The organism is Psychromonas arctica, assembly GCF_036697365.1.
GTDB lineage: Bacteria > Pseudomonadota > Gammaproteobacteria > Enterobacterales > Psychromonadaceae > Psychromonas > Psychromonas arctica_A.
On record NZ_JBAHZA010000028.1, the window covers coordinates 1 to 12,294 of the forward strand.

At 38.9% G+C, this 12,294-nt stretch carries 14 protein-coding genes; all 14 read left to right on the forward strand.

Annotated elements, in window-relative coordinates:
* On the forward strand, nt 1–521 hold a 521-nt coding region (gene gspC, locus V5290_RS16960), incomplete at its 5' end, for a type II secretion system protein GspC (RefSeq protein WP_333388584.1).
* A gap of 95 nt (nt 522–616) precedes the next feature.
* Nucleotides 617–2,620 (forward strand): type II secretion system secretin GspD, encoded by a 2,004-nt coding sequence (gspD, locus tag V5290_RS16965; RefSeq protein ID WP_333388624.1) that lies wholly within the window; start codon nt 617–619, stop codon nt 2,618–2,620.
* A complete protein-coding gene (gene gspE / locus V5290_RS16970; protein WP_333388587.1) occupies nt 2,617–4,137 on the forward strand; it encodes a type II secretion system ATPase GspE in 1,521 nt (506 codons plus the stop codon). The genes gspD and gspE overlap by 4 nt, the downstream gene beginning before the upstream one ends.
* 1 nt (nt 4,138) lies before the next feature.
* Nucleotides 4,139–5,353, forward strand: a complete 1,215-nt coding sequence (gene gspF / locus V5290_RS16975) for a type II secretion system inner membrane protein GspF (protein WP_333388590.1) — start codon at nt 4,139–4,141, stop codon at nt 5,351–5,353.
* A 36-nt stretch (nt 5,354–5,389) separates the two neighbouring features.
* A complete protein-coding gene (gene gspG, locus V5290_RS16980; RefSeq protein ID WP_333388593.1) occupies nt 5,390–5,830 on the forward strand; it encodes a type II secretion system major pseudopilin GspG in 441 nt (146 codons plus the stop codon).
* 19 nt (nt 5,831–5,849) lie between these two features.
* Nucleotides 5,850–6,431: a type II secretion system minor pseudopilin GspH gene (gene gspH, locus V5290_RS16985; protein WP_333388596.1), complete on the forward strand. Its 582-nt coding sequence runs from the start codon at nt 5,850–5,852 to the stop codon at nt 6,429–6,431.
* A gap of 5 nt (nt 6,432–6,436) precedes the next feature.
* Nucleotides 6,437–6,823 carry a type II secretion system minor pseudopilin GspI gene (gspI, locus tag V5290_RS16990; protein ID WP_333388599.1) on the forward strand — a complete coding sequence of 129 codons (387 nt, stop codon included), beginning with the start codon at nt 6,437–6,439 and terminating at the stop codon, nt 6,821–6,823.
* A complete protein-coding gene (gene gspJ, locus V5290_RS16995) occupies nt 6,813–7,448 on the forward strand; it encodes a type II secretion system minor pseudopilin GspJ (RefSeq protein WP_333388603.1) in 636 nt (211 codons plus the stop codon). The genes gspI and gspJ overlap by 11 nt, the downstream gene beginning before the upstream one ends.
* On the forward strand, nt 7,448–8,458 hold the full coding sequence (gene gspK / locus V5290_RS17000) for a type II secretion system minor pseudopilin GspK (protein ID WP_333388607.1): 1,011 nt from the start codon (nt 7,448–7,450) through the stop codon (nt 8,456–8,458). Before gspJ ends, gspK begins: the two co-directional genes overlap by 1 nt.
* Entirely contained in the window at nt 8,455–9,654 is a 1,200-nt protein-coding gene (gene gspL, locus V5290_RS17005) for a type II secretion system protein GspL (protein ID WP_333388609.1), read from the forward strand. The genes gspK and gspL overlap by 4 nt, the downstream gene beginning before the upstream one ends.
* Nucleotides 9,654–10,133 (forward strand): type II secretion system protein M, encoded by a 480-nt coding sequence (locus V5290_RS17010; protein WP_333388612.1) that lies wholly within the window; start codon nt 9,654–9,656, stop codon nt 10,131–10,133. The genes gspL and V5290_RS17010 overlap by 1 nt, the downstream gene beginning before the upstream one ends.
* 17 nt (nt 10,134–10,150) lie before the next feature.
* Nucleotides 10,151–10,900: a type II secretion system protein N gene (locus tag V5290_RS17015; protein WP_333388615.1), complete on the forward strand. Its 750-nt coding sequence runs from the start codon at nt 10,151–10,153 to the stop codon at nt 10,898–10,900.
* 106 nt (nt 10,901–11,006) lie between these two features.
* Nucleotides 11,007–11,633 carry a transcriptional repressor LexA gene (gene lexA, locus V5290_RS17020; RefSeq protein ID WP_333388618.1) on the forward strand — a complete coding sequence of 209 codons (627 nt, stop codon included), beginning with the start codon at nt 11,007–11,009 and terminating at the stop codon, nt 11,631–11,633.
* A gap of 57 nt (nt 11,634–11,690) precedes the next feature.
* Nucleotides 11,691–12,294, forward strand: a 604-nt coding sequence (locus tag V5290_RS17025; RefSeq protein WP_333388621.1) for an SCO family protein, incomplete at its 3' end; no start/stop codon positions are given.

A 12,294-nucleotide genomic window follows, 5' to 3' on the forward strand; every position in this document is an offset into this window, starting at 1 on the left:
ATTTTATAGAGTCTGAAATCCCAGGAACAGATGCTGTCGTCACTGAAATTTACCATGACCGTATTATTATTAGTGTGAATGGCGAAGAGCAAACCTTAATCTTAGATGGTTTAGAAGAGGAAGAGGCGCGTTTAGCTAAGTTGGAAAAGGGGGAGGAAGTCAAAGCTAAAAAATCAACAGCGAGTAAACGTAGCAATCGTGCTTCAAAAAGAAAAGAGATTCCACTGGATAGGGACGAATTAGTAGAAGACCCAGGTAAATTGTTAGATTATGTACGAATTTCTCCAGTACGAGAAGGTGAACAAATTAAAGGGTATCGTGTTAATCCAGGTAAAAATCCAGAGTTGTTTGAAGAGGCTGGATTAAAAGCGGGCGATTTAGCGGTAGAGTTGAATGGTGTCGACTTAACTGACATCACCCAAGCTGTAAGTTTAATGAAAGAGTTTCCGACTATGACTGATATAAGTTTAACAATTGACCGTGATGGTGAATTAAGTGAACTGTATTTCAGTATCCCATAATAATAATTATAAGTTTTAGTCGCTAATCTATTAATTGTCATAATATATTAATAGTTAGATGATAAGCAGACGTAGTAAGTAATGAGGTTGTAATGATGTTAGGAATAAAGAAAAGACTGGTTAACTTTTTGGGGGCTAGTGTTTTTGTGTTGTTTTCACAGTCTGCTGTAGTAGAAGCTGCTGAATACTCTGCTAGTTTTAAAAATGCTGATCTGAATGAATTTATTAATATTGTTGGTAAAAATTTACAAAAAACCATCATATTAGACCCATCAGTACGTGGCAAAATTAATGTGCGTAGTTACGATCTACTTAATGAAAGCCAATATTACCAGTTCTTCTTGAATGTATTAGAAGTCTATGGGTTTGCGATTGTTGAAATGGACAATGGCATTATTAAGGTTATTAAATCCAAAGATGCGAAAGTCGCTGCAATTCCTGTTATTGATGATGACAGTGAATATAAAGGCGATGAGATGGTGACACGGGTTGTTCCGGTTATTAACGTTTCCGTTAGAGAGTTAGCTCCTTTATTACGACAGCTAAATGATAGTGCTGGTGGTGGTAACGTTGTGCATTATGACCCATCCAACGTCATTATGATTACTGGTCGAGCAGCTGTCGTAAACCGTCTAGTTAAAATTATTCACCGCGTTGATAAAGCCGGTGACCAAGAAGTCGATATTGTTAAATTACAATTTGCCAGTTCTCTAGATATGGTAAATATGATTAACTCTATTCAAGAAACTTCAACTAGCTCTAAAAGCAATTCTACTAGTGTACTTAAGCCTCGTTTAGTCGCCGATGAAAGAACTAATTCTGTGATTGTGAGTGGTGAGCCGAGTACTCGTAATCGTGTCATCAAGCTGATTAAATCATTGGATAGTGAGCTAAAAAATAATGGTAATACACGTGTTTTTTATCTTAAATATGCAGATGCAAAAGAGGTAGCGCAGGTTCTAACTGGTGTTAGTAAAGGCCTTGAAGATACATCGGGTAAAAAAGGGAGTTCTTCTAACAACGAATCTAGCTTAAATATTCAAGCACATGAACCGACTAATTCTATTATTATTTCTGCGCAACCTGCGCTTATGTCCTCATTAACTAGCATTATCCATCAATTAGATATTCGTCGTGCACAAGTGTTAGTAGAAGCTATTATTGTTGAAGTATCAGAAGGGGATGGTGTTCGGTTAAATGTTCAATGGGGTACAACCAATGGTTTAGGGACACAGTTTAATGATAACGGTGCTTCATTAACTGAACTAGCTGTAGGGGCTTACGCTATTGATAATGACGAAGATGATTATGAAGATTTGGCGTCGGCACTATCATCGATCTCAGGTGGTGTCGCTGGCTATGTCAATAGTGATTGGGCTGTTATTATTCAAGCATTAAGCTCTACAAGTACCTCTAACATATTAGCTACACCAAGTATTACGACTCTAGATAATCAAGAAGCGAGCTTTATAGTAGGTGATGAAGTGCCTGTATTAACGGGCTCAACTTCAAGTACTTCTAATGACAACCCATTCCAAACCATTGAACGTAAAGAAGTTGGTATTAAGCTAAAAGTAACTCCACAGATCAACGAAGGTGACTCTGTGCAAATGGTTATTGAACAAGAGGTTTCAAGTATTCAAGGACAAACTTCAGTAGATGTTGTCTTTGCCACTCGTTCGGTTAAAACGACGGTATTAGCTAAATCAGGGGAAACCATTGTTATTGGTGGTTTAATCGATGAAGAGGTTAACGAAACTATCGATAAAGTGCCGTGGTTAGGTGATATTCCGTACCTTGGTGTACTATTCCGCTCTACTCAAAGCAGCACAGAAAAACGTAATTTAATGGTGTTTTTACGTGCAACGATTATTCGTGACGATGAAACAATGATGCAATTGAGTCAACGTAAATATGGGTTAATGCGCCAAATACAATTAAGTCAAGGTGTTGATGGTGTTGCCTTAATGCCTGAAACTGAGGTGCCACTTTTACCGCATTGGGGTGAATCAGTTGAAATCGATCCAAGAACTTTTTTAAAGTCAGAGCGTGAGAGTAATCACGAGATTGATTTAGAAAAAGCGGATAAAGCGATATGAACAATGTAAGTGACGCTGATAGTTTGCTCGATCCAGAGGCCGTAGATTTTACGCCTTCTGGACAGTTGCCGTTTACTTTTTCTAAAAAGCATGAGCTTGTTATGTCTCATGATGGTCCAAAGAGTACTTTGTGCTTTAAACAGGTACCTTCGGTTGATCTTCTAGTGGAAGCAAGACGGGTTATCGGACATGCATTTAATACACAGCACGTCGATAATGAAACTTTTGATAGGTTAGTCGCCCGCGCTTATCAATCTTCTTCGCTCGAAGCGCAACAGTTAATGGAAGATCTTGGTGCCGATGACTTCTTTACGCTCGCTGAAGAATTACCTGCCGATGATGATTTATTAGAAGCCGAAGATGATGCTCCGATCATTAAATTGATCAATGCAATGCTGGGTGAAGCGATCAAAGAAGAAGCGTCTGATATTCATATCGAAACCTTTGAGCAAACATTGGTTATCCGCTTTCGTATTGATGGTGTGTTACGTGAAATACTTAAACCACAACGTAAATTAGCGGCGTTATTAGTATCGCGTATTAAAGTGATGGCTAAGCTGGATATTGCTGAAAAGCGCATTCCACAAGATGGTCGTATCTCATTACGCATTGGTGGGCGTGCAGTTGATGTGCGTGTATCGACTATGCCAGCCAGTCATGGAGAACGAGTGGTATTGCGTTTATTAGATAAAAACGCGGTAAAACTGGATTTATCTACGTTAGGAATGACTCCTAAAAACCATAAATTATTACAGGCTTTAATTCATAAACCACACGGTATTATCTTGGTGACAGGGCCAACAGGTTCAGGTAAAAGTACTACGCTTTATGCAGGACTATTAGAAATCAACTCGAGAGATAGAAATATTTTAACAGTGGAAGATCCTATCGAGTATGCCATCGATGGCATTGGTCAAACTCAAGTTAACCCAAAAGTAGACATGACTTTTGCACGTGGTTTGCGAGCAATTTTACGTCAAGATCCTGATGTGGTAATGATTGGTGAGATTCGTGATTTGGAAACGGCTGAAATAGCTGTTCAAGCGAGTTTAACTGGTCACTTAGTATTATCTACATTACATACTAATACCGCAGTAGGTGCGGTAACCCGTTTACATGATATGGGGGTTGAGCCATTTCTTTTATCATCAAGTATTCTTGGTGTACTTGCACAACGTTTAGTGCGTCGTTTATGTCCTCATTGTAAAGTAGCTCATCCTGCAACCGATTCTGAAAAAGTCATTTTAGGTAAAGCTGAAGATGAACAAGCTATTATTTATCGTCCAGATGGTTGCGTGCAATGTAATCATACTGGGTATCGCGGTCGTACTGGTATCCATGAATTACTTGTAGTGAATGAAGTTGTTCGTGAGTTAGTTCATACCGGAGCTGGTGAACAAGCCATCGAACGTGAAATTCGTAAAACCTCTGATAGTATTCGTGATGACGGCATCGAGAAAGTATTGGCTGGTTTGACCACGTTAGAAGAGATTTTACGTGTAACAAGAGAGGATTAGTGTGGCTACTTTTTCTTATAAAGCGCTAGACGCCAAAGGTAAACAGAAAAAAGGTACGCAAGAAGCAGATTCTGCACGTATGTTGCGCCAGCAGTTACGTAATGCTGGCATGATACCGCTTGAAGTGGAAGCGGTAGCTGCTAAACGTAAAAAAGCTGGTAAAAGCTTTATTCAAACCAAAATAAAAACCACCGATCTTGCATTAATTACACGTCAACTTTCTACCTTAGTAGCTTCTTCTATTCCTATTGAAGAATCGTTACAAGCAGTCGCGGATCAATGCGATAAACCAAAAATTAAAGATATGATTTCAGCGGTACGTGGTGGCGTGATTGAAGGTTATAGCCTAGCCGATAGTATGCGTAATTACCCAATGATCTTTGATAACTTGTTTTGTGCAATGGTTGCTGCAGGTGAAAAGTCAGGACACTTAGAAAAAGTATTAGATAGACTAGCGGACTATGAAGAACAACGCCAAGAAATGAAAAGCAAAATGATGCAGGCGTTGATTTACCCAATTGTATTAACCCTTGTTGCTATTTCAGTTGTGGCTATTTTATTAACTTCGGTTGTGCCGCAAGTTGTTGGGCAATTCCAACATATGGGGGCAGATCTACCTGCTTCGACTAAATTTTTAATTGCTACCAGCGATGCGTTGAGTGCTTATGGCTTATATTTTGTTGGTGTGTGTATTATTGCTTTTTTATTATTTAAACAATACTTACGCAAAGCGAAAAATCAATTACGCTTTGATCGCACTTTACTTAATTTCCCTGTCATTGGTAGAGTGGTTAATGAACTTAATACCGCCCGCTTTGCCAGAACATTGAGCATTTTAAATAGCAGTGCAGTACCTTTACTTGAAGCGATGAGTATTGCGGGTAACGTATTAAGTAATCAGCATATACGATTAAAAGTAGGGGAAGCTGCCGAACGGGTGAGAGAAGGAACAAGTTTAGGTCGTGCACTAGCGAGTACTAAACTATTCCCTCCTATGATGCTGCATATGATTGCTAGTGGTGAACGTAGTGGTGAATTAGGTAATATGCTAGAGCGTTCAGCAGACAATCAAGATAAACAATTCTCGGCACAGGTGACATTGGCATTAGGTTTGTTTGAACCAGCTTTGGTCATTTCTATGGCAGGAGTGGTGCTCTTTATTGTTGCTGCAATCTTACAGCCTATATTAGCACTTAATAATTTGGTATCAGGTTAGCTGAGCCATTTCTCGGAAAATTAAAAGGACTAAAAAGTGAAAAATTCAACATCAAATAAGCAACAAAAAGGTTTTACCTTGTTAGAGATTATGGTGGTTATCGTGATTTTAGGTGTACTAGCTGCAATGGTCGTACCTAATCTAATTGGTAATAAAGACAAGGCAGACATTCAAAAAGTAAAATCAGATATTGTTGCTTTAGAAAACTCGCTGGATATGTATAAGTTAGATAACAGTGTTTACCCTACAACTGACCAAGGTTTAGAAGCACTTGTTTCTGAGCCAAGCGTATCACCAACGCCACGTAACTATCGTGAAGATGGTTACATTAAGCGTCTTCCTCAGGATCCTTGGGGTAATGATTACGTACTAAATAGCCCTGGTGAAAATGGTAAAGTTGATATTTTATCTGTTGGTTTAGACGGTGAAGAAGGTACTGATGACGATATCGGTAACTGGAATTTACTTGATAAATAGCCTCCGCTGCTAAATGCACATGGTGAGACATGTCAATAGAGGCTTCACACTACTAGAAGTCATGCTGGTATTATTATTACTGGGTATGATTTCTGTTGGCGTGGTCATGACCTTACCAAGTAGTGGGAGCACTACGGAGGGAACTGATTGGCATGCTCAGCGGTTCAGTACATTATTACAGCTAGCTCAAGATCAGGCATTGATCTTAAATACAGAGTTTGGCATTCAATTTAATGAGCAGGGCTACACTTTTACATCTTACGATGCAATAAATAAACAATGGATACCGATTATTGATGATCGTATTCATGGTGATGTAACGTTTCCCGATGATATGCTTGCTGAATATGATCTATCAGGGAGTGTTTGGGGAGAGTTGGAAGCAGTACAAAATAGTGCAACGGACGATTCTTTTTTAAGTGATTCAGACCGTGTCAGAATTGGTGAAGAAGAGCAAAGTGCACTTCAACCAGTGGTTTACATCATGTCCAGCGGAGAAATGACGCCCTTTAGTTATACCTTTTTTAATACTGGTGATAACAGTCATGATGTCACCGTCAAAGTCTCTATGACTGGCGTCATTGAAGTAATTAAAGAGTAATAACTGTGATTAAGGCTAACCTTAAAAAAAACAACCAGCGTCAGTCTGGTATGACATTGCTTGAAGTGATGTTAGCGTTAGTTATTTTAGCTACTGCTGGTTTAGCTGTTATGCAGGCTGCATCTGAATCATTGCGTAATCAGGATTATTTACAGCAAAAGACCTTTGCAACTTGGGTCGCCAGTAATCGCCTTGCAGAGCTAAAAATAGAAGAGGAATGGCCTGGTTTAAACTGGGAAGAAGAAGAGATCGAATTTGCAGGAGTCATATGGTATTTACGTTACAAAGGCGTCAAAACCGGTAATAACAGTTTTAGAGCATTGGATGTAGAAGTTAGTGATACAAAAGATGGTCAAGCTCTTGGATATATAAGAACTTATGTTGCGCAATAAACAAGGTCGTCGTATCGCAAAGAGCCAAGGTTTCACATTAGTTGAAATCCTAGTCGCTATCGCTATTTTTGCCATGCTCAGTTTTGCCGCTTATCAGATTTTACAAGGTGTATTACGTAGCGGAGAAATTAGTCGAGAACATGACCAAAACCTTAAAGAGATTCAACGAGGCATGTTACTGATTGAACGGGATTTTTCACAAATGGTTGCAAGGACCTCCCGTATTGAAGGTACCGATGATGAAGATTTACAAGTGTTGTACGCCGGTGATGATGTTTTAGACTCAGAATATGAAGGCATAGAATTTAATCGCTTAGGTTGGTTTAATCCACTTAATTTATTACCGCGATCTAATGTCTTACGCGTTGGTTATCGAGTACAAGATGGCCAATTACAGCGTCTATATTATTTGCACCCGGATACTATTTCCGGAGAAGAGCCGGAACAGCAAGTTATTCTAAATGATATAGAAGGGTTATCTTTCAGATTTTGGGATGATACTTGGGTTACCTCTTGGTCATCGACTTCTGCTTTACCAACGGGTATTGAAATTACCATCAATAGTAAACATTATGGCGAGTTGAGGCGTGTATTTGTGTTAGCGGCTAGTGAGGTAGGTGATTGATGCTAAGTCCACATAAACAGCAGGGCATTGCATTAATTACTGTTTTGATGATCTTAGCTATCATGGTCACGGTAGCTTCAACAATGACAGGAAGAATGACTTCCAGCTTGTTGCGTACCGAGGGAGTCAATTACTCAGAAAAAATCTATTGGTATAGTCAAGCAACAGTTGAGTTTAGCCGAATGATTCTAGAAGATGACTTTGAAGACAGTGAAATAGTTAGCTTAGACCAAACTTGGGCGACACCAGATTTAGTATTTCCTGTCGATGAAGGTCAAATCACCGGTAATATGGTGGACTTCAGAAGTTGCTTTAACATTAATGCATTAGCAACCCAGGAAGACGATGATGAAGACGATGAACCATTAGCAGTTAGCCAATTAAAACGTTTGTTAGAAGAGCTAGATGTAGAAGAAGGTACCGCAGAGACGATCGTTGAGTCCGCGCGTGATTGGGTTGACAGTGACGATACTGCCGATGAATCTGAAGGGGCTGAGGATCGTTATTATGAATCTTTACAAGTTCCTCATTTAACTGCTAATAACTTGATGGTAGATATTTCAGAGTTACGTTCAGTACAAGGTGTTACGGCTGATATTTACGACAATATTAAAGATTATTTGTGTGCTTTACCTACCTCTGAACAGTTGATTAACGTTAATACAATTAGAATGGATAAAGCGACTTTATTGTATGCATTGTTTTCAGAAGATCTAGATTTTACAGTTGAAGACTTTGAAGAGTTAATCGATGATAGACCAACCAGTGGTTGGGAGTCAGTAGAAGAGTTCTTGTCTGAAAGTTTGTTGGATGGGCAAGATATTTCTGATGAAGAAGAAGCACAATTAAGCGTAACAAGTGATTATTTTCAATTTTTTGGTGCAGCTGAATTTGACCAACGTGTAATAGTATTGAAGCTATTATTTTATATAGAGAGTGAAGAAGCCACCGAGATTCGCTTCCAATACGCGGGAGTAGATGAGTTGGTAGGTACTGGAGAGGCTCAGTGAGTGAACAATTAATTATTCGCCTAGCAAGTGAAGCACATCAGACAATTCATTGGTTAATATGGTCTGAGAAAGAACAAGAGATTATTGCTTCTGGCGAATTAGATAATGCAGAGGCCTTAAGCTTACTAACTGAAAAAGCACAAACACGTAAAGTTATCTGTTTAGCGCCTAGTGTGGATATCACCTTAAAGTCTGTCGCGATTAAAGGTAGCTTTACACGCCAAATGCAACAAGCTTTACCTTATATGTTGGAAGACGAATTAGCGAGTGATGTAGATAAATTACATTTTTCTGTGCTATCTAAAAAAGTAGACCAAATAGAGGTCGCCATCTGCTTTAAAGCGAAATTACAACTTTGGTTAGATTGGTTAGAGGCAGCAGAAATATTTTGTCAGCGCATGGTACCTGAAGCATTAGCCTTACCTACAGCGGACGAAACACAATGGCAAGCTTTGCAGCAAGGGAAGCAATGGTTGATTCGTGAAGGGGCTTTCCAGGCTTGGAGTTGTGAAGATGAAATGCTGGGCGATGTATTAGCGTTACGTTTACAGCAGAATACTCAACAAGTGATTCAAAGTCACAGCCCGTTGCCTGATATTCAAGTCGGTGAATGGATTGCAGCCACACCGGTCTTGCCAATGCAGCTATTAGCGGAAGGTGCTATCCATACTAACCTTAATTTGCTGACGGGTGAGTTTGCGATACAAAAAGAAAATCATTTGCAACTGCATAAATGGAAAGGTGTCGCAATTGCCGCCGGTATTTTATTTGTGGTGTTAGTGGTTAATCTATTTGTGAAAATAGAACAGACTGAACAGCAAACTTTGGTTGTGAAATCACAAGTAGAAGATGTTTACCAAGCTGCTTTTCCAGACCAAGGGCGTCTTCGTTATAGTCGTATTAAAAAACGTTTAAAAACTTTATTGGCTAGTGCGAATGTCGATAAAGAAGAAGCGGGATTATTGATTATTCTAAATGACTTATTACCTGCAATAAAAGCAGTACCTAGTTTGCAGATCTCAAATCTAAAATATACCAGCCGAAATCAAGAACTAAGTTTAACGATTAGTGCAGATAGTTTCGAGGCTTTTGAACAATTCGCAGCAAAAGTGCCAGCGCGTTATGCTTTTGAACAAGGCACATTAGGTAATAATGCGGATCGTATCGCGGGTACAGTGACTGTGAGGGTTAAATAATGTTTGAACAAATTAAAGATTGGTGGGAAAGCATTAGCCAAAGAGAGCAGCAGCTCACCTTTATTTCTGCAGTTATTTTATTTATTGCTTTTATCTACTTTATTGTATGGCAACCTTTAGCTAATAACTTAGCCGCCAGTGAGTTGCAATTGAAGAATGCACAACAAAACCTAGAATGGGTGAAGGTGAATGCAAATAAAGTGATCAGTGCTGGTGTAGTAAATCAAAATGTAGGTAAAAGACAGACATTATCACAACTGATTAATAGCAGTGCTAAGCGTAATCAAATCAATATAACGCGCATTCAAAGCCGTAATGACACCGTAGATGTATGGATAAATCAAATTGAATTTAACCAATTTATCGATTGGATAACCAGCTTACAAAATCAACACCAAGTTAAAATTAATAGTGCTGATTTAAGCCAAGATAAAGTGCAGGGTTTGGTTAAAGTTAACCGTTTAACATTAAGTTATTAATATATTTAGGGCATTCAATGAAAGTTAAAATCGCGATCTTAGTCGTCTTGGTTTATCTCACGACTCTAATAGTTAAATTACCGGCTGCCATAGTGGTGGATTGGTTGCCATTAAATGGTATTAAAATAAAAAATGCTAGTGGCACTATTTGGCAAGGTCAAGCAAGAGAAGTACAGGTAAATCGCAAATTGAGTTTGGAGAATGTTAAATGGGATATCAGTTTAATGGACCTATTAACATTAAACCTAGCTGGCGATGTCTCTTTTTATAATGGTCCTGATGCTATGTCTGGTAAAGGGTTTATAAGTTATGGCTTAGCAGGAACCAAAGCATCCAATGTAATTTTAGACTTAAGCGCAAGAGAACTACTTACTTTTATTCCAATGCGCCTGCCGGTTAAAATTGAAGGTGAATTTTCTGCAGTGATCAAAGAGTTTGTACAAGGCCAGCCATATTGCCAGCAACTTCAAGGTAATGTGTTGTGGCAGAATGCTGTCGTTAATAGTCAGTTAGGTAGGATAAACCTTGATTCTTCAACCGTTGAACTGGGTTGTGATGACGGCGATGTGACAGCATTTGTCAGTCAAGAGTCAGAGGAATTAATTACTGCGCTGGATATTACCTTAAGCGAAGGTGGTGTGTATAAATTAAATGGGGAAATTCAAGGTACTGATAAATTAGCACCTTCAGTGGCTAAATCATTGAATTGGATAGGCCCTAAAAATGCTAGTGGTGCAACCACGGTAACTTTCAGTGGCCAGTTATAAAGCCTTAACTTTGATTATTGAATAAAAATAACGTCTTAACTGGTATTTAACCATGTATGGATATACACTGTGTATGTTTACAGTTTATTAATGCGTGGAGATCCTAATGAAAGAGCTAACTAAACGCCAAGGCGAAGTTTTAGATGTAATTAAAGATCAAATAGCTAAGACAGGCATGCCACCAACGCGCGTGGAACTGGCAAAGATTCTTGGTTTTAAAAGTGCAAATGCGGCTGAAGAGCACTTAAAAGCACTGGCGCGTAAAGGCGCAATTGAGATCCTATCTGGCACTTCACGTGGTATTCGAGTTGTGACCGAGCACAAAGATAACGAAGTGGTAGTAGAAGGTTTGCCGCTAATTGGTAAAGTGGCCGCTGGTGAGCCTATTTTGGCACAAGAGCATGTTGAAACACACTATGATGTTGATCCGTCCTTATTTCATCCTGCGGCTGATTTCTTATTGCGCGTGCAAGGTGAAAGCATGAAAGATATTGGTATTATGGATGGCGATCTATTAGCAGTACATAAAACTCAAAGTATCAATAATGGCCAAGTGGTTGTTGCTCGTGTTGAAGAAGATGTCACCGTAAAACGTTTTTACCGTGATGGAAAACAAGTCACTTTAAAAGCAGAAAACAACTTATTTGATCCGATCAAAGTAGACCTAGAATATCAATCATTTGATATTGAAGGTATCGCTGTTGGCGTTATTAGAACCGCTGATTGGATGTAACTATCATTGTCATTTTTATTAAAATGACAATATAAAATTCCGAATAGAGAGAGATAAATGAAACCTTTAATTATTGTATTAACTTGCATCATGATGGGGTTTTGTTTGTTGTTTGGCGCATTGCAAGCCAATACATTAAATCTCAGTAGTAGTTTACCCTTTATTACTAATAATAAAGCTTTAGTATTGAATCAGCCTAGCCGTGCATTGCCGGACTTTTCTTTTGAAAAAGCAGGCCAAGCTGCGTTTACCAACGCATCATTAAAGGGAAAATGGACTTTATTTTTTGTTGGTTATACCTTTTGTCCTGATGTTTGCCCTTCGACTTTAGCTGACTTAGACCGTGTTTATCCAAATCTACCAAATGATCAAAGCACAACCACTCAGGTTGTGTTTGTCTCTGTCGACCCAAACCGTGATAAAGCAGAGCAACTAGCTGATTATGTAAATTATTTTAATCCTAACTTTATTGGAGTTACCAGTACGCACAAGCAACTGTGGCCTTTTGTTACTCAACTAGGATTGATTTATAGTATCGTCGAAAAGAGTGAAAAAGAGGAGTATTACTTGGTTGACCATAGTGCTTCTATTGTACTGATTAACCCAGATGGTGAGTTTCATGCTACCTTTAAAGCTGCTCGTAATGCGCAAGGTATTAACC

Bases quoted from the DNA above. Each gene is read 5' to 3' on its own strand.
- gspD (WP_333388624.1), top strand. From the start codon at position 617: ATGTTAGGAATAAAGAAAAGACTGGTTAACTTTTTGGGGGCTAGTGTT.
- gspK (WP_333388607.1), top strand. From the start codon at position 7,448: ATGCTAAGTCCACATAAACAGCAGGGCATTGCATTAATTACTGTTTTG.
- gspH (WP_333388596.1), top strand. From the start codon at position 5,850: ATGGTGAGACATGTCAATAGAGGCTTCACACTACTAGAAGTCATGCTG.
- lexA (WP_333388618.1), top strand. From the start codon at position 11,007: ATGAAAGAGCTAACTAAACGCCAAGGCGAAGTTTTAGATGTAATTAAA.
- V5290_RS17010 (WP_333388612.1), top strand. From the start codon at position 9,654: ATGTTTGAACAAATTAAAGATTGGTGGGAAAGCATTAGCCAAAGAGAG.
- gspE (WP_333388587.1), top strand. From the start codon at position 2,617: ATGAACAATGTAAGTGACGCTGATAGTTTGCTCGATCCAGAGGCCGTA.
- V5290_RS17015 (WP_333388615.1), top strand. From the start codon at position 10,151: ATGAAAGTTAAAATCGCGATCTTAGTCGTCTTGGTTTATCTCACGACT.